A 20458-nucleotide genomic window follows, 5' to 3' on the forward strand; every position below is an offset into this window, starting at 1 on the left:
TTAAACATCAATCTTATAATTAAGACTCACCTCATCGCCAGTCATGCCACGAAAACCCCAGTTTGCCGCCGGACTCTCCATAATGCATATTTCTATATCAGTTACAGAAATCCCTAGCTGACTGCTAATTTGCTCAAAAAGCATTTTAATGAGGTTCTTTTTGGTCTCCACAGTTCTGCCTTCAATCATCATAAACTCTATAATAATATAAGCATCTGTTCGCCCTTCGGGATAGTAGAAATCGTCTTTTTCTAGATTGATAAAACGGTGTGCCCGCTTGTTTTGGGGAAATTGCAAAGCTTCCACTACACATTGGTGTATTACATCTGAAAGCTTTGCTTTTATTTCACTAAGATGGCTTCTTAAACCATAAATCTTTACCTGAGACATTTACTTTTTTATTTACTGGTATAGGATGAAAAGTAAATAGCTAAAATAATGATTAAAAAGACATTTTGCTGATTTGATCGAATGCTTTCTGCATTTCTTGCTGTACGATTAATACATCGTTTTCTGTAGTACGCCAGTTTACCAATGCAGCCCTAATTCCTTTTCGCTTATTAAAGAAAGTGGGTGTCATAAAAACTTTTCCGCTGTCGTTGAGGGTGTCCAGAAAAGCCTGAATTTTTGCCTCATTCATTTCGCCCCGCAACGTAAAGCAAACTGTATTTAACCTAACTGGTGCCAACAACTCAAAAGCGCTTGACTCATTTATAAAACTGCCCAATTGTTTTGCCTGTCTAATATTTCGCTCGGTAATCTCTTGGTAGCCATCTTTTCCATATGCCTTTAAAGTAAACCAAGCTGGCAAAGCTTTAAACCTGCGCGAGTTTTCAGGCAGAAAGTTTAGGAAATTGAAATTCTCCAAAGGATCGCCCAAATACGGAGCATTTGAGTTTTGGAAGGTCTCTACCTGCAAAAACTTGTGTTTCTCTTTCACAAAAAAGAAAGCACTTTCGTAAGGCACATTTAACCATTTATGGCAGTCTATGCAAATACTATCGGCATTTTCCCAACCGTCTAGTAAATGACTATAACTCGGAGAAATAGCCGCAAAACCACCAAAAGCAGCATCTACATGCCACCAGAAATTGTATTTTTCTTTTAGCTTAGAAATGCCTTTAAAATCGTCGAAATCAACTGTGTTTACTGTTCCACCACTGCTAATCAAAATAAAAGGCTGACCGTTTAATGCTTTTATTTCTGCTTCTAAAGCTTCCAGATCAACACACTCGCGAGTCGGCGCTATGGTTTTTACCAACTGTACATTGGCGCTGCCCATACCTAACATGGCCAGCGATTTTATAGCCGATGAATGAGGTACTGCCGATAAAACCTTAAAGGTTGATTGCATGCCGTTTTTAGCGACATCCATTGCTAGCTCTTTGCCTAACCACTGCCTCGCCACACCTAAACAGGTAAAGTTTGACATAGTTGCTCCCGTTACAAACCCACCTAAATAATCTTTTGGCAGGTTAAATAAATCGAGTAGTAACTGCACCGTTTCAAACTCTACTTTGCCCGAAACATCGCCATGCCCTTTTAATGTTTGTGTATTTTGATCGTAGATCGTAGCCAACATATCACCCATAATAGCAGCAGGAGTAGTACCTCCGGTTACAAATCCCCAGTAACGCGGTCCGGCTGATGCCACCATCATTTCACTGAATCTTTCTTTAAACTCTTGTAAGATAGCGAGCCCTCCTTTGCCTTCGGCAGATAGCTCAGGCATGTTTGCTTCTTCTGATACTTTTATAGAAGTAGGTACCTGGTCTAGCTCTGCCAGATACTTTAAGCCCACTTGTAAAGCTGCATTTAACAGGCTTTCTGTGTCTTTCAGATCATTGTTTAGCCTTGCGTTCATTCAGTTTCAGTTTATGTTGATCTTTGTTTTAAAGTAATATTACTTTGCTACTCAATTTTAAGTTCATTCGGCGCAAGTAACAAGATAAATATAGCTTTTGTGAGATACGCGCTGTTGTTTGGCAGCTATGTAAGACTCCATCTTGTTGCTAACATGCTGCCCCGATGCCGAAGTTACCGAAACAAAGAACAGTACAAGCAGAATAAAAATCGTAACAAACAATCCTCGCATTAAGTCGATTGCAAATGAATTGTATCTATGATAATTATAATTCTTCATGGGTTTAATCTTTTACATTCTTGAATTCCGCCAGTAGAGATTGATACATGGTTGAGGAAATTCGATGATGCAAAAGAAGCGGGAAGGCAAACGAGATGCTAATATTTATAGTAGACAAATAGTTAACAACACGCGAATAAAATGTGTACTATGGGTAGACAAGGGAGGGGAATAATTAAGGTATCCATCTGAAAATGAATACCTTAATCCTATATAACTAATATCAATCTATCTTTTTAAAAGTCATCTTGGTTCCGAAAGCGGTGTCGTCGTAGAAGTTGCCAATAACTAATTGATCTCCATTTTTTTCGAAAGAAAATTGATTAAAGGCAGAGTTACTCGATAGATGCCAGCGAAGTGAGATTTCATTTTTTAGTAATTCATAGTCGTAAGAACCTGCCTTGGATTTTGGTAAAAGATGGCCATCTCTCAATTCTCTAGCTCTGTTTAAGTACATCACCTCATCTCCATCTCCCCAGTAATCAAAAACCAATGTATCAGTTCCGGTCTGTATATCGACCCATAAACCTTGTAGCGATTTAGCTTCGGTAAGCTCATCGTTTTGGTCTGTGCAACTGATGTTTATAATTAGCAGAATAGCTAAAAAAAATGGAGATGATTTAAAGAAGTTCATAATTTGACCAGAGAAAATTTAACAAGAAACAATGAGCTAAACTTAAGCAAAAAACACTAAAATTGATTAGAAAAAGCTGTTTTTTTAGAAATGATAGCCAATTGAGTTTACTTTCCTTTTTTCTGCTTTTTAGTTAACGGTAAGTAACTAGAATGACTTAAGCACTCACTATTTTCTACTGGAAATCTTTGATAGGATATAAAAATAAAGCTCTCAAAAACCGTCTTAGTCTTAAGTATACTGCCTAAAATACTTTTGTATTCAACAGAAGTAGATGTATCATTTAAAATATCTTGATATTTTTCCAACATCATCTCAGTATCTCTTACAATACCTATGTGTATAACTCCACCATATTTTAACAGAGATGTGGGTAACTCAAAAGTTTCATGAATAGCTAATTCATCATAATAGAATTCCAACTTTAACGAATCTGGAATCTGTAAAAAATAATATCTATTAGCTTTTATATTTTCAGTAAAAGGTGTTCCTTCAGTGGTTTGTATGTGATATTGAGTAGCTTCCTTAGTTTTCCAGTTTTTTACTATTGAAATATACTTCTCAGAATTTCGTATTTGAGTTTCATTATCAAAAACATTTACTTCTAAATAGTATGGTTTACTAGCAGATATTTTTGTCTCTCCTACTACTTTTTGAACCTCAAAAGTGATTATATCAGGTTGTGTCTGCTGTGTATAGTCAATCAAAAAATAAAGAATATCGTTTTTCTGAATTTTAGGGAGATTCACTTCTACTTCTGTTTGTAGAAATTTAATATCGCTTACAGTTCTTTTTATGGTTACAGCATTCTCTATAGAAACCTTAGCGTGTATAATTCTAAAACTTTTAACTTCTATATCTTTACTGTTTTCAATCTTAATTTTTAATGGCTGTGTTTCATCCACCAACTTTAAAGTATCATCAAACACACCATTTATCTCTATTGAAATATCCTGACTATAAGTCTTTAGAGTAGCAAAAACGAAAAAGATAAATATCAATAATATTTTTACTTGCATGTATTATTTCTTAGTAACTATTTTTCACTCTCCCCTCAACTGCTTTTTTTCTTCTTGTTTTAAATATTGGGTAGCAATTCGGTTTTCTGGGTTTGGCTCGCAGGTGTAAAGCACTAGTAGAAATATCCATTCTAGTGGTTTCATCATAAAATAGATAAAATCTGAAAGGTATTTATTTTCGAAGAGGTAATAATATTGGTGCACTACATCGCCTACTTTGTTGTAATTACTTCGAATCAGTTTATGCAACCTCGGAAATTTCTCTTCTAGCAACTCTTCGAAAGCATTTGATACTAACAATTGTCTATTGCAGATAATACGTCCTTTGTTTCTAGTACCATAGCGCACTGGTTGTACTACATGTGCATGTCCGTTAGCTGCCACAGAGCAGAGATAATGCCCTCCGCAAGTTACATTTGCGCACAAATGATCTATTTGCGAAAAGCCTTTATAATAGGTCTGTGTAAACGCCTCGATGGCAGAGTCTGGCTTTTGTCCAAACAATATGAGTATAGCAGTTACCAACATAATAACAGGCAAACACAGCAAAAGCAGAATAGGATATTTTATAAATGGTTTCGCTGTTAGCACTTGCCACACATACATGCCGGCTGGTGCAGCTACCTGATAAGTACCCATTTCACCCGCCTCAAAAAGCTGATATTGATTCTTTATCAATCGGAGAACAAAAAGTAAAATAATTGGCAGATTGCCTAGTATCCATAAAAATTCATCTGCATGATAACCAATCAAAACATTCAGTACAATGCCTATTAGCAACAAGGCATTTACTACAACTTCTGCCAAAGGAGCTGCTACTTTTCTTCTATAAGAGCAATAGAAATAACTAAGCCCTCCAAGGAGAATCCAGCAATAGATGGTTAATCGGTGATCGGGAGAAAACACAACATCATCACTACAACAATCTAACCTCTCTCCAGAATCGGATACGATGAGATACAAAAAAGGCAATGCCACAACGGATGCCAGTTCTGCAATTCTAAACAATGCAATATGTAATAGATGCTTTTTGGTAAAAATATACCACAAAAATTCTAGCGTAATAAGAAATGCTGGGGCAAAAAATAAGGCTATAAAAATGGCTTCCATGAAAAAAAATTACAGCTATCAGTAAGATAATTAAAAATAAAACGCCCAAAACTCATAGAATTTTGATAATTGCCCAATTTAGATAATATTCACCTACCTTTATATTCAAACAAAATGTACATACCTTCATAAGAAAAGCCTTCTGATTTTTTGAGCCAATTATTTTTTAGATAGAAGTTTACTGCCGAAGTGTTTTGTTGCAAGCATTTAAGTGTAACAGGGCCATCTAGTATAGAAATGGCTTTTTGCAATAAAGCTCTACCTACTCCATTTCTCTGAAAATCACTTTTAATGTATAGATGATGAATAAAGTTATCGGGCTGCCAAACAGATATAAAACCCACAATTTCTCCTTGTACTTGGGCTTTCAATATCAACTCGCCTTTGGTGTCTGCTATAAATGAAGCTTGTTGGAGTGCATCTTTATCTAGCCAAAAAAATGTTTGTTGCCGAACTTGCAGATATAACTTTTCTAGTTCAGCATAATCTTGAGGTGCAGCGTCAGAAATACTTATATCCAAACAAAGGCAGATTAACTACAAGAAATTATAAGTACCTGATCTTATGATTCTCCACTGGCCTTCGATTTTTTGCAGGTAGGTAATCCAGCCAATTTTGTGGGTTTCATTTTCGCCATAACTTTCAGTAAACCAATAGTCTTGATGCCCAACTAAAGCTTTGGTTTTGTCGTCGTTGTAAGCTATTTTGTTTACTTCGATATAGTAACCAGTTGTATTCGGGTAATCCTCTGTAAAGAGATTCCAAGCAGTGTGGGTGTCGTGCGATTCGAAATAAAATCCATACTCATTATTAGAAATCAACTTCACGATTTTATCTGAAACCACAATTTGCTGATCTAACAAAGATTTTCCAGAGTTTGCCTTTACAAAGTTTTGATAAAGGTTCATATCTAGGCTATCAGAATTTTCTGTTTGAAACACAAACTGATAGGTTTCTGCAGAAATGGTAAGATTAGATGTTTGTTGCTTTACGATGAGCTCTGAGGTGTTATAATTTGATAAAGCCGCACTATATACCTTGTAGTCTTCATTACTAAACTGATCGGGATTTTCGAGCGAAAATTCTTGTAAAATCTCCTCTTCTTTGTCGCAAGAGGCAAGAAACAGTGTAGTTAGTAACAAGTAGATAAGGTAGGACTTTTTCATTTTATTTTAGTTAATGCTCACCAGGTTGATTTAATTTCCATAAAAATAAGTAGAAGTGAGAACTTTTAATATTAACTTATAAAGTTTTTATGTAAAGCTTCTCCCATTTTCTTACATAAACACGCATTTTTAAGCGAATCTGCTACAATTTACTTAAAAAACCTGAAACCAAGGGATGTGGTTTTTCGAATGTGGAAGAATTTTGTGGCACAAACAAAGTGGCTATATAAAAGCGATGTGCAGGCAACTCCATAATTCTGGCTTCATCCGTTTCGTCTGTGCCTACCACTTTAAAACCTGCTTGGTGCAATTGCGCTTGATATGCCGGATTTAAACCAAAGTTACAATAGTATTTTTCGATGGCTTCTGTCTCATTATAGAGTTGATACACCAAAGATTTGTGTTGGGGTAAAACCTCCGTTTTTAAGCTAATTTTTAATGTTTGTCCGGCCAATGAACAGGTAAGATGATTCACTACTAACCTAGATGCATACGGATCGTATTCGGCATGTTCGGCATCGGTAATTCCCAAAACATTTCTGGCAAACTCTATCACCATATGTTGAAAACCGCCACAAGTTCCCAGTGTTGGTATATTATGGAGCCTAGCATATTGAATGAGCTCCAAGGTAGCTCCCATGTTTTTATAAGGGCTGCCGGGAGCAATCCAGAAACCATTGTATTTAGTAACTAAGCTTCCAAAATCACTCAGAATACTTTCAGTAGAAACCCACTCAAAATCGACAACTAAATCTAATTTTTTAGCTGCATGTTGAATGGCCTCATTTGTTGCTGTATGTGGTGGAAACTCCGGGTTGTATTCGCCAATAATACCTATGGTTTTCTTCATTTTTTAATGATTTATTTTGGCGAAGTTAAATGCCATTATGCGCTCAATCTTGAAAATATTGCAAGTCTTTTGGTAAGAAACTGGCGTAACTCCTACATACTTTTTAAAGTACCTATCGAAGTGGCTTTGGTCGTAAAAGCCAGTTTCTAGCGCAGTTTGGCTGATTGACTCTCCTTGTGCAATCAATGTTTTGGCTTTGTTGGTTCGTTGTAATAAAACATAAGACAAGGGAGTAAGCCCAGTGTGTTTCTTAAACTGCCTAATGAGTTTGTACTTATCTGTTTTAAATTGCTGAGCAAGCTGATTTAGCTCAAACTTAGCTTCGAAATTCACATCTAAAAAAGCTTTTATTTCTTGTGTGTGTTTGTCTGGCTCAAAGTCTGGTTTTGTGCTTTTTCCATAACCGATAATCAGCTTTTGCAATGTCTCGATTAGCCATGCCTCAGTCGTTGCTTCTTGCTTATTTTCCACTTGATGATATAGCTGACTAATCGAATTAAAAATCGCTATATCTTCGAACACAGCTTGGGTGAAATTAATTTTTGCAGCAAATCGATTACCCAAACAAGCAGCCGCGTAGCCCATTAAATCTGAATTGATATACATCATTTTGTACTTCCAACCAAAGCGGTCTAATGCATAATTTTCGTGCACATCGTAAGGATTGATAGCGATAATGGAATTGGCTGTAACTACTAAATCGTTTTCACCGAAAGACAAAACCTCTGCCCCTTCTTCTAAAATTCCAATGCAATAAGTTTCGTGGTAATGCTTCGGAAATTTCTGAGCTACATACCTCGCTGATAGCAATTCGGTAGCATCTGCATTTTTGAATTTGTACAACAGGGCTTCGTCTTTACCTTGCATTTTAGGGGCTTTAGATATTCAATGCTTTTATCAAATATATCATTTTCGTACCCATTACTGGCAAAAGAATAGCCTGTTTTTGTCAATTAGTTTTGCGCTTCCAACTTATCGAATAGCATTTCTACATAATGCAGGTTGTACATAATACCCAAAATATTTCCAAAAGGATCGACCAGCGATGCGGTAATAAAACCTTCGCCTCTTGGCGTAACTGGCTCATATTCTGCCGCACCCATCCGCTTCAATTTATCTATTGTGGTAGCTAGGTTTTCTACATGCCAATAGAGTATTGCACACCTATGGTTGCACTAGCCATTTAGGTTTAAACTGGCTGCTGATAATACCCAACTCTTGTTGGTAATCTCCCAGTCTAAATTCCACATATGCCAGTTTGCCATTGTATTCTCGCTGAAAATAGGGCTCTACATCCAGAAATTCAGCATACCATTTTTTAGCAGCTTCTACATCCTCTGCCCAAAAACTTATTGTGGCTACACCGCGTAATGTTGTTTTTTTCATCTTTTTTAGGTTTTATTAGCTCTTAAAAATTTCAGATAATTATTTACTTTCCGAAATTACCCACCTGTAGTGACAAGGGTTTGTCACGCATTTCAAATTTTTCAAAGATTTTCCAGAAATTCTAGACAACGTAAATCCCGTATGGAGCTAAGGTCTTTCTTGGTATCACAATTCACAAAGCAGATGAAACTGTATTTAACTGTTATACTACTATTTTTTATGGGAAAATCTTTTAGCCAAACCCTTAGTAAAGAAGAAGCTATTCACATCGCACAGCAACTTTACGAAGTAGAAATCCTATCTGAAAAAGGGAGGGATTCTTTGCACACAACAATACTTTTCGCAGACAAAAAAGATCAAATTACAATGATGAAAACAAACGGTTTTACCCTTCTCAAATCTTAGAGTTTTTGGGCAACATATTTTGGTTTGAGTATTTATATCGTTCTGGTTTTCAAGCGAAATCTGATTACATAAATCAAAAATTTTCATCAAAAACAGATAGTACACAAAACGAATCTCTAATTAATCAAGGTGATGCAGGCTACGAAGAATGGGCAAAAAACTTTAGAGGTTTTAAACTTGAAGCAGCCATTCAAAGTGATGAATCTTTACCAAATAATGAAGGCGGATTTTTTTGGGTGTTACCATTACCTAATAAAATTGAATATGGTTTAATTCATGACAAAAGAAGCGTACTTGGTAAACATCGCCTAAAAACACTCAACGATTTGCTTTCACTTGGTCTGATTGATCAAAAAGTATATGACGAAACAAGGCTTTTACTACTCGAAAACAAATTAATTACAGAGAATTACTTGCTTGACCATGTTAGGAAAAAGACCTCTATTAAGGAGTAAATAAACCAGAATTATTTGGAGATTTTTTTTGAGGGATTTATTCAACATGAAGCCATTCGTAGTGAGTATTATTCCAATAGAGAATTCCACCACCACACGACTCTTCAGCATGCATATATATACCATTTCCAGTTAACTGTGCACTGTTGTCAAAATCGTTACCAAGTATATCGCCAGTTTCTGGGTCAACAGATGTAGGTGCTACATTTTTTCCTTTTGGAATCGTCTCAAAAATACCAATCCATCCAAGACTTTTCATTCCATTAATCTCATTACCTGCACCAAACAAAGCATAGTCAACAGTATCGGTATTATGTACGATCAACACTCCTTTAAGTCCATTAGATGTATTCGTGACTAAAGAAGCAAAATCTTCTTTCGCATCTGCATTGAAATCTCCATAAATAATTTTTGTTGAATCAATTTGCAGACTATCTGGCAATGACGCATTTAAGACAAATGTTGGCAATTCAACTTGAGTTTCTTTTAGTAAAGAATCTTCTTGAACTTCATTTACAACAACTTGCATTGTTTGTATTGTATCCTTTTCTACAAGTACAGAATCAATTGTTTCACTTTTTAAAAGTGACAATTCTTTTTGTGGAGCTGTACAAGCTAGTATTAAGAAAAAGATTAAAAATATAGGGTTAAATCTCTTCATAACTTTTCTACCAATTCATTCTTAATTTCTACAACTGATTTTTTAAGCATTTCCACTTTTTTATTCCCATAAGCTACTTTAAATACTCTAAATGCTTGATCATTTTTTAAGATCCTCTCTAAGTTAGAAATTGTTGTTTCTTGTATTTGATGAGAGTCAACTTCAACACAGCCAATAGTTGCCCAGAATATAGCTTCTTCGAAATCATGAGTTAATGGAGCATATTTTTCTAGTAGAATCTCCATTGCATTTTTGGCTTTACATCTTGTTAGACACTCATAATCCCAGCGTATTCTATATGAATAATTACTATCTGCTATGTTTGATGTATTCTCCCATTTCCAAACTTTGTGTAATTCTTTCTCAAAGCTTTTTCTAGGGAGCTTTATTTCGTTAAAGAAAGCTATTACATCTTTTAGTCTTTCTTCAGGTTCATCCCAACAACCATATTCTGGTTTAGCATTTACAATTCTTGCTACCTTGCTCATTACCTCATCACTTACCGAGCTATAAAACCATTCAGCAAAAGCTATTGCAGTCCAAAATTCAGTATAATCATCAATACAATGTTCAAAAAACTCATCATCATCATTTAGATAATGATTGTTTTTAATTAATAACTCTCTGATATAAGACTTTTCTAATCTTAAACCCAAAAGAATATGATAGTTCATGAAATAATCTACAGAAGTATCATTTTCCAGTATTGCTGTACCGAATGCTCCCATAAGTTTTAAAAAATCAGTTTCAAGCTAAACATAACCATTTTATTGTAGCTTTTTCCAAATCGTGGATTATATGAATAACATAAACTCGATTTAAATATGGGAAATGATAGAAAGATTAACATGGCTTTTAACTGCCCTATAAAAAGGGAAGAGTTACAGATAAAAGATGGCAAATACTTTTGTCAGCATTGCGCTAAGCAAATCTTCGATTTTACAGATAAATCAACCGACGAAATCAGAAAAGCAAGTTTACAGGCTGAGCGGCCTATTTGCGGAATCGTAAAAAAATCGCAGGTTAGAAACCCAATGAAGGGCTTAAATAGCTATTTCCTAAAATATGCAGCCGCTTCTATGCTCATTGGTAGCTCACTTGTTGTAGCAGCCCAAGAGCAAGAAAACATACAAATCGATTCCGTATCTCAAGAAACAACAAAATCGGATGATTTGATATGCTTTGGAATAATTGAAACAAGTCCCGACCCTATAAATGGTTATAAGGCATTTTATGAAGCAATAGCAGCTGAATTAAAAATGCCAAAAAGCTTAGATATTGAGGGGAGAGTCTATATACAAATGCTCGTTGATTCTTTGGGACAATCAAGAGATTATAAAATCATAAAAGGCTTACATCCGGTTTTAGATAAAGAAGCTTTAAGGGTGATGGAAAAACTGAATTATCCTTTTAAACCTGCCGAACAAAGGGGCATACCAGTTAGTACCCGAATAGTGATTCCTATAAATTTTAAGCTTGAGAATTAAAGGGAGGTTACTTCTCTACCTCGCCATTCCGGATTAAGTCGTAGGCAAATTCCAGTTCAACATCTTTCTCAGTTAAGATGTCTTCTGTGGATTTGTCTATCGCATAATCGGGTATTACTCCTCTTAGTCTGTCACCACCTGTAGCATTAATTCTTAAACTCCATGCAGGAAAGCTTACCGAAACTCCAGAATTAGGCAAGGTAAAATTTACTCGCCAGCGACCGTCTACATCTTCAAAAGTACCGCCAGATTCCTCTCCAATAATTACACCTGCACCGTGGGTTTTCGCCAAAGAGAGAAAGATTGATGTTGCCGAAAATGAGCCTCCATTGGCTATAATATAGGTTTTACCTTTAAAATGATTTTTCTTTTGCGGATACATCGCTTCCAATATTTTATCTTCCACTTTATAATAACCAGAGTCTGTTTTTACATAATCTTTATCAGAAAAATCGGGTTTGTCGGCATCTGGTAATTTGTTTAAAAAAGTAAAATCCAGTGTTTCGGCTTTCACATGTTTGTAAACAGTAAACTCATGATCTACTAAATAGGTAAGCAACTCTGCACCAATCATCTCCTCGCCTCCTCCATTGGTGCGCACATCGATTATTAAATTTTCGATGCCCTGCTCATCCAAAGTTTTAAAAAACTGCTGAAAGGTTTTAAAGTACTCTCTTTTAGAATAGGAAACCATCCAATGGGCAAATGTGGTAATTTTTAAAATTGCCGTTTTTTGCTGCTCATCGATTTCCCACTGTATCGGCGGATTCGGTTCTACAGGTCGTTTAGGGAAACTTACATGAGGCGGAGCATCGAGCACACCTTCAATTTCTGTTGTACAAACATCCTCAGGAACTTGTTTATAATCGATTTTGAAAGTGCCAACTGTATCTATAAAGTAATAATAGGCCAAAGAAAAGTTGTTATCGTAAGAAAGCCTATTGAGCATAAAAGTGTTATTAAAACCAGATTTTATTCCAGTAGAAGCTTCTAGCTCGGTAATAATCTCAGAGATTTTTTTGCCATTAATCGCATAAATTTCAGCACCTTTTAAGGTTGCATACTTCCCGATTCTGCTCTCTTTTACAATCAGTTTATCTTCTTTTATGTGAACCAGAAATGGAAATATCTTATGTTGGTGCAATTGTTTTTTGAGATATTCTGAAGGGTTCACTCCTGAGTGACCTTCTCGAATCAGCGACTCAATTCTAGACAGTAACTGAAAAAACTGCAAGTCGGTAGTTTGCGAAGTAATTTGCTGCTCTACCGAATCGAGAACTGCATTAAATTTTTTTTCGGGAGTAAATCTGTACAAGGCTGGATGTGCTTCGAGCAAAGCGGTTTTAAATATGGAGAAATCTTCTCTAAAACCTATAGAATCAGTTTGCGCAAAACAGCTTGTTGACAAAGTAAGTAGCGTACTTAGCAAGAAAAGTCTCATAAATTTTTTCGCTGTTAATAATGTACTATTATTCGAAAGCAAATTTCCTTGTATATTCAACAAAAATGGTGCTCACAAGATATAGTGATATCCTTGTTTAAGGATATTATGCTTACCAGAATATGCTGAATTAGCTACTAAAAGTTAATGAGACTAATTATATATTTGAGCCTTTTAAGTGAAAACTTTTCTATTCCAATTACTCAGCGAATACCAAAACCAGAATTACAATTGGTATACAGATAGCCAACAGGAATAACAGCGAAATACCCGCAGCGCGCCAACCTGAGTAAAACTCATACCCATTTGCTTTATGTTGGTTGAGTACTTCTCCCTGAATTTTCTCAACTACGGCAAAAGTGATTGCCACACTTATTATAGGAATTAATTGATTAGGAATTTTCTCAACAATATCTTCAGGAATTAAAAAAAACGGTACTCCTAGCAAAATAATCGTAATTATGATACTTACCAACAAGGCTTTGTGACCTTCTTCATTTTTACCTAAAGCTCTGTAATTTTCTCTAATAAAATATCCGGCTGCTATAGGACTGCCTAAAAAAGTACCTAAAGCAACTGACCTTTGCGAGTAAAGCTTTAAATCCTTTGTGTCTTGATTATCTATTTGTTCTTCTGTATTCATTTTTTTAAGATTCCTTTTTCAACACTTTCGTTCAATGTTTCTTCTGTGTATTGCCAAATGGCTTCGGAGCCTTTTTGTATTGGGCTTAACTTGCTATGTACTTTGCTGTAAGGCACATTATACTCTGCCCAAGTTCCGCCATTGTTAGATGCGTTTTGTAATACTGGCTCGAATCGATCCATCGACTTGGCATACTTGGCTTCATCGCTTTCACCTGCTTCAAACTCTTCCCAAATGGCAATGTATTCTTTTGCTTGCTCTTCTGGTAGCATACCAAAAATACGTTTGGCAGCAATTAGTTCTTCTTCTGTATTTGAGTGATTCTTTTGGGTATCGTATAGAAAAGTATCGCCGGCATCAATCTCAACAATATCGTGGATTAAAAGCATTTTAATCACTTTAAGTAAATCTACTTTTGTATTGCCATGCTCTGCCAAAATAAGCGCCATTACTGCCAAGTGCCAGCTATGCTCTGCATCGTTTTCGTGTCTGTCGCTGTTAATTAATTTAGTTCTACGCTTGATGTATTTAAGCTTGTCAATTTCTTTAATAAATTCTATCTGCTGTAAAAGTCTATTTTCTGACATTTTTTATTTCTGGTTTTTTTATGGTTGGATGACTGCAATAGCAAGCATTTATAGTGTCTAGTAATCAAAAATATTGGGTAAAGATAGAAAAAGTTTTTAATCAGGAATTCAACCCATACCAATCTTGTCGGATGCTTACGAGTAGCTGTTCTATCTTGCTTTCGTCTGGTTTTTCGGGGAGGTTGCTTTTAAATGCAAGGTCTTCTATTCGCTGAATTTTCTCTTCTGCCATATTGATCAAATAATCATAATCGAACTTACCCGAACGAATATCTAGTAGCTCTTGCCTATTTGGTCGCTTTACAATTATTTTTTCTTGCGAGAGAATTTCCTCTGCCATATCTAGCAGGCGAAAGGTGTGCATCATGTTTTTGGCATCGTAGTTTTTCCCATGACTTAAAGTATTCTGATAGCGCTCATCATTTCGCTTTTCTACCCACTCCCAATACGCTTTATACTCTTTGCAATAACTCGAGTAGCCATCTTTATTAAAAAACATGTGTGCCACCAGTTTGCCATCTTTAGGAATACTACTCAGCTTTACATCATTAGATTGCACATCTTTAATCATTCCTTGATATTTGTATTCGCCTGTTGCATCATGATACACCGCATACAAATTTCCTATGTGGTTAATCTTAGACAAACCACAATCTGCTTGGTTTATGCTGTGTTTTTCAAGCCAGTTTATTAAAGGAATCGTCCCATTATCTTCTAGCACATAACAAAAATGTAACAACGATTTTCTCTCTTTCGCTACCGGATTTAATATTTTCTTATTTAATCCTCTTGCCTTTTTAACCTGCGTCATCGCATAGCCAGCAAAAGTATCTTTACACATTTTAGAAAGGAATAATGCCGGTTTTAACTTATCGAATAATGGATGCTTATACTGAATTTTATCTTCTGGTGTATGCAGCATTTCCAACAAATTCGGATTGTTCTTCGCCAACAAATCCACAAACTTTCGCAATTCATAATAGACAATATCATTGCTTTCATTACTTACCTGCTCAACTGGCTCGAATCCATAAAAACAATCTTGAGGCAAAACAAAAACTCCTTTAATATCAGTATCAGACTGGGGAGTATCTAGACCATAAGCCTTGCTACCAGAAATACACTCAAACAGTAGCCAATCTTTCTGTTTTACAGTTTCAATATCAATTTTCATAGCCGATGGTTTTACTGAAAAATGTATCTAAAGAATCGGTGGTAAACTGTTGCTTTTCGAAGCTTTTTGCAGCAAGCTCACATTTTTCTCTAGCCGTTTCAATAAAGTTTTCAAGCTCTGGTATTAGCGCAATTCGCTCTCCTTCTTTAGCCACTTTTTTCTGCTCTAAGAGTACTTGTACTACTTTATAAACCGGATCATTTTCTATTAGCTTACATAATTTAGCAAACTCCATTGGCGGAATTTCTTCTTTTTCTGCCACCCACAAAGCGGCTAACACTGGTCGGATAATGTAGAAGTATTTCTTTATTTTAATCAAACCATCAGAAACACCACTACCGTAAGCACTTTTTACTGTACCCAAGTAATGATAAATAAGCGTAGTTGGCTTGAAATACTCAGGACAAATTTGCCAGAGTTGTTCGCGAAAATCACCCTCGTTATGATACACCACAGGCGATTGCAACCACTCAAATACAGTTGCATTAGATTTAAAAAGTAAGCCCAATGTTTTGCGCAATTCCCAACCACTTAAATCTATATCGTTGGTTACGGCAAAATCCATTTCTGCCTTATAATTTCCTACTGACAAATATTTTTTCAGTGGATGAGTATAAATAAAGCGGATGTCGTAATCGCTATCTGGCGAAGCAAAACCCCAAGCTCGACTGCCGCTTTCACAAGCGTACACTATTTTTATATGGTAAGATTGCTCTAATTCGGCAATTTTATTTCTAACATGTATTTTTATTTCTTCTGGTATCATATCTATATTCTCATCTTAGCTGTTGGCAAACTTAGTTTTTTTAACCGCTAAGAGAAAATACCTAAAAGCGAGATTATTCACTCAAAGCTTTCATATCTTGCAAAACCTCCTCGATTTTGCTCATTAAAGTGCCATAGACAATATTAAAATCCCAACGGTAAATTTTATCTGCAAAAAACGCGAGCAGAGCAGTAATCACAGAAATGCCAATCACTAAAAACAAGGGCAGCCCGAATATCACATTTGTATCTGGGTATTTCATTAAAATCTTGTAGACCACAAGCTCACCAATTGAACCGCTACTTAATGGTGTTTGATATCCACCAATTACCACAGCCAGAAAAAATAAGGGATAATAAACTCTGGCTAGTTTGATGTTTTCTAAAATCATTTGGTTGAGCCATTGGTAAAATGCCTTTAAATACTGAAAGCTGTTTGCATTATTATCTATCTCTGTCGCACTTTGCAAAAGCTTTTTATTAACCCAATAAACCCAGATAAGCAACACAAAAAAGATAATACCTGTAATAAGCATATTTAAGAAAAAAGTAATAACTAAAAATGCCACTGCACCTATTACAATTGCTTTTAGGTTCTTGTCAAACCTAGTTTTCATCTTTTCTATAATGTGAATAGACTTCTGATTGTACAGGTTATTTACCTTAGGAACATTTAAATTATCAGTCTTTAGAAAACCTTCCTTCCAAATTGATTCTATCGATTTTTCCATCTATAATCTTTTTTAATCGTTTCTTAATTCTTTTAATGCGCACACCAATGTTATTCGGATTACTGCCTATTATTTCGGCAATTTCCTGATAAGTTTTTTCTTCCAGATAAAGTAAAATGACGGCCTTGTCTACTTCCGATAGTTCGCGAATAGCATCGTACAACATGTTAAGCGATTCATCTGCAAAAGCACCATTTGAAACTGCCTGTTTGTGAGTCAATTTTTCAGTACCAATTTGCTCATTTGCTCGCTTCTTTTTTCTAAAAAGGGTAATACACACATTGAGAGAAAGGCGGTAAATCCACGTAGACCATTTAGACTGACCGTTAAATTTCTCCCTGCTTCTCCAAATTTGTAGACACACCTCCTGATAATAATCTTCAAAATCTTGTTCGGTATCGGTGTAAGCCCTACAGATTTTGATGATAATTGCAGCATATGGCAAAATGGAAGAATTGTAAAAATCGCTACTCACTATAATTTACTTTTTACTGATTAGTGGCTGGCGTTAAAGATTATTACACCCCCTCAAAAAAAAATTTAGATTTTATTTATTTGATGGGATTGGGATGGAATGTGGCCTCAATGTAACTCTTTTAAACAAAAAAAGCTTCAGGAATTCAAAGGAAAACCCGAAGCTTATAACAATCAAAGTATAATATTTTTATCTGCTATTTATCTAGCATTACTTTCTGCTGAAGTACTTCTCCATCTCTTTCGATATTGATAATGTACATGCCTTCTGCCATGCCATTAGCTTTCCATTTTAAACTTTGCGTTCCGGCAGACATTTGTTTTTCTACAACTGTAGCTACTTTTTTACCAGCCATGTCGTGTACAGAAACTTTTACCATACCCGCAGTTTTTAGGCTAAAGTTGATATTGAATATCTCGTCTGATGGATTAGGATAAATATTAAAGCTTTCTACAAAGCTGCTAACTTTTGGCGGTGGAGGAGGAATAATAGATTCCATTTTCTCTTCTACTTCTATCACTTCAGGAACTTCTACTACCTCTGGTACTTCAACCACTTCTATTGGAGAAGCCACTACTTCTATTTCTGGTAAGTCTTCAATAAGTGCGATTTTTTCTTCGCCTTCTTTTACTTCTACAATTTTAACACCTGGTTTTGTATACACCATTACAGCACCACCAGTTGGTTTTACATTTCCTACTTTTTCGAGAATTATTCCATCTCCTTTTATCACATCAACTCTATCAATTACACTTGGAGAAAGATTATGAATTTTTTCTGCAGTTACTTCTTCATCATTCAAGAAATATCTCAATGTCATTTTCTCATCTATCGGAACTTCTATTTCCTCTTCTTCTACAAGTGTTTCAAGTTCCATTCCTTTTTTCAAAGTAATCTTAACCACTCCATTTTTACCCTTTTCACCATATTGATTAATGGCTGTTTGCCCTTTAAGTACATCAATTTTTTCTATGTTTGATGGAGTTATTTCTTTGATTCTAAGAGAGGGAACAACAATACCATCCACGATATATATTGGCTCTTGTTCCATACCAACTACTTTTACATTACTAGTAGACGAGGTTTTATCACTTCTAATTCTAATAGCTACTTTTGTAGTATCTGAATTATTTGTTGAAGACCTCACTCTAAAAACACCTCCTGTTGTATCCATTTTAGAAAGTGTTTTTTCTGCTATCTTTTTAACATGAAGCTTTAATGTATCTCCATTACTACCCACCTGATTCTTCTCTACAAAAAAGTGAGTGGTAGAGTCGAGCATAATTACTTCTTCATCGCTTTCAGTATTCCAAACATCTACTCTGTATTTACCTGACTTGTGTAAGGAATCTGTTTGGCTAAAAGAGAGCTCTTGTATATTTACCGCCGAGCTATCTCCTGATAAAATAAACTCAAATTTAGCATTGTCTTTACCATTTAACTTTAAGGTATCACCCGTCATCTGTAATACTTTCACTTTCTTCTTTGTAGTATCGTTTAGCGAAAAGTGAACAGAACTAGTTACTTCTTTAAGTTCTTGATTTTCTTGTGCTTTTCCTGAACTAACCACCATAAAAAATCCGGCACTTAAGATTAAAAATGATGCTAAAAATTTGCCGGTGAGTTCACGGGTAAAATAATGAGATGCTACATAAGGATTCCCTTTCGGGTTAGCATGCTCGTGCGTTTTGTTTACTTGTTTCATAATTCTTTTAATTCTGAATAAAACACTACCTTTTTTGCCAGTTGCAGCCAATGCATTGTGGGGCACATTAACTGCATGTCCGGCACTAACCAAACCAGTAAGACTTGCCAGCGCCTGTATATAAACTTTGTGATTTTGAATTACTGAAATAGCCAGATCGTCGCAACTGTTTTCGCGCTCCTCGTTTATCCAACTGCTCATCCACCATACTGATGGATTAAAGAATAGTAAAATCTCTATAACAGATTGCATTAGATTTACCAGATAATCGTGTCGCTTAACATGCGCTAATTCGTGTGCAATAATGCTGTCTACCTCGCTTAGAGGCATTTGCGAAAGCACACTCAGCGGCATAAGTACAATGGGTTTTACCCAACCGATAAGCGTAGGTACTTCTATGTTATTAGTAACTACAAAGCTTATCTTTTTCTGAATACCCATTTTACCAGCAATCTCTTTCATTCTACTTTGCCATTTCTCGGGAGCAGGTGTATGCTCTTTTTTTAGTTTGTTGATGTACAAAAGTCCACTCGCAAAGCGCATAGAAAGCAACATAGCGCCTACCAACCAGCAAAGCGAAATCGCATAATGATATTGATGAACAAAACCGAGCATGGTATTAAACACAAGCATACTAGGAGAAAACCAGCTTGTTTCTTGCACCGGACTTTGCCCATTTTGCACCATGTTATACAGTATACTTATATCTGCTGATTCTGTATTGAGTGCTTGTAACTCTTGCTGATATAGCCATGTAAAAGTTCCCGCAAAAAGCAGCAGTTGAACAAACATGGTACTAGTTGCCGCCAAATAGCGATTTCTAGCACTGCTCCTTTCCATCATCTTAAGCGAGATGCTTAAAACAACTACCAGCAATAAACCTTGCCATAGCGAATGCAGCATGGCTTCGCTAAATGCTGAGGTAAAAACACTTATTTCATTAATCAGAGATTGATTCATCGTTATTATCTTTTTCGAGATTTTTCAGTAGTTCTTGTATTTCTTTTAGCTCTTCTGGTGAAGACTTTTTTCTGCCCAATGCCTGCAACATCAGTTTTGAAGCAGAACCTTTAAATACTTTATCTATAAACCGATCGAGTAATTCTTGCTGAATATCGTTCTCCCCTACTTCGGCATTGTATAAATGAGTTTTGCCACTTTTTTCGCGGCTAACAAGCCCTTTATCAAACATAATCTGCATGAGTTTCAGCGTGGTGGTATAACCTGTTTCCCTTTTCTGGTTCAACACATCGTTTACCTCTCTCACTGTTCTCGGGCTGTTTTCCCAAAGTACCTGAAGTATTTCTAGCTCTGAGTCTGTCGGTTTTGGAAATTTTTTCATTTATCTACGAATTAATTCGTAACAAATGTAAGAAGGAGATTTAAACAAGTCAAGTCTTTCTACGAAAAACTTCGTATAAAGATAAAATTTCTTTCCCAACTAGAAAATATTGCATAAAAAAAGCGGGATGAGTTAGGGTTCATTCCGCTTTTTAGAAATCTTAATTATAGTACTTTTGCCTTGATGCAAAAGTACCAAAAACTCAAGACTGTGGACAAATTCGCTAAATTTTCTCCATGATCACTAAAAAATCTGAAACTCACTTCGTTCAAACACCAG

At 35.7% G+C, this 20458-nt stretch carries 25 protein-coding genes; 3 read left to right on the forward strand and 22 right to left on the reverse strand.

Features of this window, described 5'->3' with window-relative positions:
- The 11 genes from OQ292_RS05230 to OQ292_RS05280 form a co-directional block, all read right to left on the reverse strand.
- Positions 1–390 (reverse strand): tautomerase family protein, encoded by a 390-nt coding sequence (locus OQ292_RS05230; RefSeq protein ID WP_284685001.1) that lies wholly within the window; start codon positions 388–390, stop codon positions 1–3.
- A 52-nt stretch (positions 391–442) separates the two neighbouring features.
- On the reverse strand, positions 443–1864 hold the full coding sequence (locus OQ292_RS05235; protein ID WP_284685002.1) for a pyridoxal phosphate-dependent decarboxylase family protein: 1422 nt from the start codon (positions 1862–1864) through the stop codon (positions 443–445).
- A gap of 502 nt (positions 1865–2366) precedes the next feature.
- Positions 2367–2777 (reverse strand): hypothetical protein, encoded by a 411-nt coding sequence (locus OQ292_RS05240; RefSeq protein ID WP_284685003.1) that lies wholly within the window; start codon positions 2775–2777, stop codon positions 2367–2369.
- 107 nt (positions 2778–2884) lie between these two features.
- The gene (locus OQ292_RS05245; RefSeq protein WP_284685004.1) at positions 2885–3796 is read right to left on the reverse strand and encodes a hypothetical protein; all 912 of its coding nucleotides are present in this window, start codon (positions 3794–3796) and stop codon (positions 2885–2887) included.
- A gap of 24 nt (positions 3797–3820) precedes the next feature.
- Entirely contained in the window at positions 3821–4906 is a 1086-nt protein-coding gene (locus OQ292_RS05250) for a DUF6688 domain-containing protein (protein ID WP_284685005.1), read from the reverse strand.
- Between the two features lie 89 nt (positions 4907–4995).
- On the reverse strand, positions 4996–5427 hold the full coding sequence (locus OQ292_RS05255; RefSeq protein WP_284685006.1) for a GNAT family N-acetyltransferase: 432 nt from the start codon (positions 5425–5427) through the stop codon (positions 4996–4998).
- Positions 5428–5442: 15 nt separating this feature from the next.
- Positions 5443–6072, reverse strand: coding sequence for a hypothetical protein (locus OQ292_RS05260; RefSeq protein ID WP_284685007.1), 630 nt, complete (start codon positions 6070–6072; stop codon positions 5443–5445).
- Between the two features lie 142 nt (positions 6073–6214).
- Entirely contained in the window at positions 6215–6922 is a 708-nt protein-coding gene (locus OQ292_RS05265) for a CTP synthase C-terminal region-related (seleno)protein (RefSeq protein ID WP_284685008.1), read from the reverse strand.
- 3 nt (positions 6923–6925) lie between these two features.
- Complete coding sequence (locus OQ292_RS05270) at positions 6926–7789, reverse strand: AraC family transcriptional regulator (RefSeq protein WP_284685009.1); 864 nt, start codon at positions 7787–7789, stop codon at positions 6926–6928.
- An 86-nt stretch (positions 7790–7875) separates the two neighbouring features.
- On the reverse strand, positions 7876–8025 hold the full coding sequence (locus OQ292_RS05275; RefSeq protein WP_284685010.1) for a hypothetical protein: 150 nt from the start codon (positions 8023–8025) through the stop codon (positions 7876–7878).
- 61 nt (positions 8026–8086) lie between these two features.
- Complete coding sequence (locus tag OQ292_RS05280; RefSeq protein ID WP_284685011.1) at positions 8087–8308, reverse strand: VOC family protein; 222 nt, start codon at positions 8306–8308, stop codon at positions 8087–8089.
- Positions 8309–8491: 183 nt separating this feature from the next.
- Between OQ292_RS05280 and OQ292_RS05285 the strand changes: the two genes are divergently transcribed.
- Together OQ292_RS05285 and OQ292_RS05290 are read left to right on the forward strand one after the other, a co-directional pair.
- Entirely contained in the window at positions 8492–8713 is a 222-nt protein-coding gene (locus tag OQ292_RS05285; protein ID WP_284685012.1) for a hypothetical protein, read from the forward strand.
- 5 nt (positions 8714–8718) lie between these two features.
- Complete coding sequence (locus tag OQ292_RS05290) at positions 8719–9168, forward strand: hypothetical protein (RefSeq protein WP_284685013.1); 450 nt, start codon at positions 8719–8721, stop codon at positions 9166–9168.
- Between the two features lie 37 nt (positions 9169–9205).
- On the opposite strand, the gene OQ292_RS05295 is transcribed toward OQ292_RS05290, so the two are convergent.
- Both OQ292_RS05295 and OQ292_RS05300 read right to left on the reverse strand, forming a co-directional pair.
- Positions 9206–9829, reverse strand: coding sequence for a hypothetical protein (locus OQ292_RS05295; protein WP_284685014.1), 624 nt, complete (start codon positions 9827–9829; stop codon positions 9206–9208).
- On the reverse strand, positions 9826–10557 hold the full coding sequence (locus tag OQ292_RS05300) for a hypothetical protein (protein WP_284685015.1): 732 nt from the start codon (positions 10555–10557) through the stop codon (positions 9826–9828). The genes OQ292_RS05295 and OQ292_RS05300 overlap by 4 nt, the downstream gene beginning before the upstream one ends.
- A gap of 96 nt (positions 10558–10653) precedes the next feature.
- Here OQ292_RS05300 and OQ292_RS05305 point away from each other — a divergent pair, with 96 nt between their 5' ends.
- On the forward strand, positions 10654–11316 hold the full coding sequence (locus tag OQ292_RS05305) for an energy transducer TonB (protein ID WP_284685016.1): 663 nt from the start codon (positions 10654–10656) through the stop codon (positions 11314–11316).
- Positions 11317–11323: 7 nt separating this feature from the next.
- Here OQ292_RS05305 and OQ292_RS05310 read toward each other — a convergent pair whose 3' ends face one another.
- From OQ292_RS05310 to OQ292_RS05350, 9 genes are all read right to left on the reverse strand, one after another.
- Complete coding sequence (locus tag OQ292_RS05310) at positions 11324–12757, reverse strand: S41 family peptidase (RefSeq protein WP_284685017.1); 1434 nt, start codon at positions 12755–12757, stop codon at positions 11324–11326.
- A gap of 199 nt (positions 12758–12956) precedes the next feature.
- On the reverse strand, positions 12957–13400 hold the full coding sequence (locus tag OQ292_RS05315) for a hypothetical protein (protein ID WP_284685018.1): 444 nt from the start codon (positions 13398–13400) through the stop codon (positions 12957–12959).
- On the reverse strand, positions 13397–13987 hold the full coding sequence (locus OQ292_RS05320) for an HD domain-containing protein (protein WP_284685019.1): 591 nt from the start codon (positions 13985–13987) through the stop codon (positions 13397–13399). Before OQ292_RS05320 ends, OQ292_RS05315 begins: the two co-directional genes overlap by 4 nt.
- A gap of 100 nt (positions 13988–14087) precedes the next feature.
- Entirely contained in the window at positions 14088–15161 is a 1074-nt protein-coding gene (locus OQ292_RS05325; protein WP_284685020.1) for a nucleotidyltransferase domain-containing protein, read from the reverse strand.
- A complete protein-coding gene (locus OQ292_RS05330) occupies positions 15151–15927 on the reverse strand; it encodes a nucleotidyltransferase domain-containing protein (RefSeq protein ID WP_284685021.1) in 777 nt (258 codons plus the stop codon). Before OQ292_RS05330 ends, OQ292_RS05325 begins: the two co-directional genes overlap by 11 nt.
- Before the next feature lie 73 nt (positions 15928–16000).
- Complete coding sequence (locus tag OQ292_RS05335) at positions 16001–16657, reverse strand: hypothetical protein (RefSeq protein WP_284685022.1); 657 nt, start codon at positions 16655–16657, stop codon at positions 16001–16003.
- Complete coding sequence (locus tag OQ292_RS05340) at positions 16608–17132, reverse strand: RNA polymerase sigma factor (protein WP_284685023.1); 525 nt, start codon at positions 17130–17132, stop codon at positions 16608–16610. Before OQ292_RS05340 ends, OQ292_RS05335 begins: the two co-directional genes overlap by 50 nt.
- A gap of 196 nt (positions 17133–17328) precedes the next feature.
- Positions 17329–19797: a M56 family metallopeptidase gene (locus OQ292_RS05345; RefSeq protein ID WP_284685024.1), complete on the reverse strand. Its 2469-nt coding sequence runs from the start codon at positions 19795–19797 to the stop codon at positions 17329–17331.
- A complete protein-coding gene (locus OQ292_RS05350; RefSeq protein ID WP_284685025.1) occupies positions 19778–20179 on the reverse strand; it encodes a BlaI/MecI/CopY family transcriptional regulator in 402 nt (133 codons plus the stop codon). Before OQ292_RS05350 ends, OQ292_RS05345 begins: the two co-directional genes overlap by 20 nt.
- Positions 20180–20458: the final 279 nt, after the last annotated feature.

Origin of the sequence: Chondrinema litorale (assembly GCF_026250525.1) — a bacterium.
In the GTDB taxonomy this organism is placed as follows: Bacteria; Bacteroidota; Bacteroidia; order Cytophagales; family Flammeovirgaceae; genus Chondrinema; species Chondrinema litorale.

Bases quoted from the DNA above. Each gene is read 5' to 3' on its own strand.
- OQ292_RS05350 (WP_284685025.1), bottom strand. From the start codon at position 20,179: ATGAAAAAATTTCCAAAACCGACAGACTCAGAGCTAGAAATACTTCAG.
- OQ292_RS05265 (WP_284685008.1), bottom strand. From the start codon at position 6,922: ATGAAGAAAACCATAGGTATTATTGGCGAATACAACCCGGAGTTTCCA.
- OQ292_RS05270 (WP_284685009.1), bottom strand. From the start codon at position 7,789: ATGCAAGGTAAAGACGAAGCCCTGTTGTACAAATTCAAAAATGCAGAT.
- OQ292_RS05295 (WP_284685014.1), bottom strand. From the start codon at position 9,829: ATGAAGAGATTTAACCCTATATTTTTAATCTTTTTCTTAATACTAGCT.
- OQ292_RS05345 (WP_284685024.1), bottom strand. From the start codon at position 19,797: ATGAATCAATCTCTGATTAATGAAATAAGTGTTTTTACCTCAGCATTT.
- OQ292_RS05235 (WP_284685002.1), bottom strand. From the start codon at position 1,864: ATGAACGCAAGGCTAAACAATGATCTGAAAGACACAGAAAGCCTGTTA.
- OQ292_RS05245 (WP_284685004.1), bottom strand. From the start codon at position 3,796: ATGCAAGTAAAAATATTATTGATATTTATCTTTTTCGTTTTTGCTACT.
- OQ292_RS05250 (WP_284685005.1), bottom strand. From the start codon at position 4,906: ATGGAAGCCATTTTTATAGCCTTATTTTTTGCCCCAGCATTTCTTATT.
- OQ292_RS05300 (WP_284685015.1), bottom strand. From the start codon at position 10,557: ATGGGAGCATTCGGTACAGCAATACTGGAAAATGATACTTCTGTAGAT.
- OQ292_RS05320 (WP_284685019.1), bottom strand. From the start codon at position 13,987: ATGTCAGAAAATAGACTTTTACAGCAGATAGAATTTATTAAAGAAATT.
- OQ292_RS05230 (WP_284685001.1), bottom strand. From the start codon at position 390: ATGTCTCAGGTAAAGATTTATGGTTTAAGAAGCCATCTTAGTGAAATA.
- OQ292_RS05335 (WP_284685022.1), bottom strand. From the start codon at position 16,657: ATGGAAAAATCGATAGAATCAATTTGGAAGGAAGGTTTTCTAAAGACT.
- OQ292_RS05315 (WP_284685018.1), bottom strand. From the start codon at position 13,400: ATGAATACAGAAGAACAAATAGATAATCAAGACACAAAGGATTTAAAG.
- OQ292_RS05275 (WP_284685010.1), bottom strand. From the start codon at position 8,025: ATGGGTGCGGCAGAATATGAGCCAGTTACGCCAAGAGGCGAAGGTTTT.
- OQ292_RS05325 (WP_284685020.1), bottom strand. From the start codon at position 15,161: ATGAAAATTGATATTGAAACTGTAAAACAGAAAGATTGGCTACTGTTT.
- OQ292_RS05285 (WP_284685012.1), top strand. From the start codon at position 8,492: ATGAAACTGTATTTAACTGTTATACTACTATTTTTTATGGGAAAATCT.
- OQ292_RS05260 (WP_284685007.1), bottom strand. From the start codon at position 6,072: ATGAAAAAGTCCTACCTTATCTACTTGTTACTAACTACACTGTTTCTT.
- OQ292_RS05305 (WP_284685016.1), top strand. From the start codon at position 10,654: ATGGGAAATGATAGAAAGATTAACATGGCTTTTAACTGCCCTATAAAA.
- OQ292_RS05240 (WP_284685003.1), bottom strand. From the start codon at position 2,777: ATGAACTTCTTTAAATCATCTCCATTTTTTTTAGCTATTCTGCTAATT.
- OQ292_RS05280 (WP_284685011.1), bottom strand. From the start codon at position 8,308: ATGAAAAAAACAACATTACGCGGTGTAGCCACAATAAGTTTTTGGGCA.
- OQ292_RS05330 (WP_284685021.1), bottom strand. From the start codon at position 15,927: ATGATACCAGAAGAAATAAAAATACATGTTAGAAATAAAATTGCCGAA.
- OQ292_RS05310 (WP_284685017.1), bottom strand. From the start codon at position 12,757: ATGAGACTTTTCTTGCTAAGTACGCTACTTACTTTGTCAACAAGCTGT.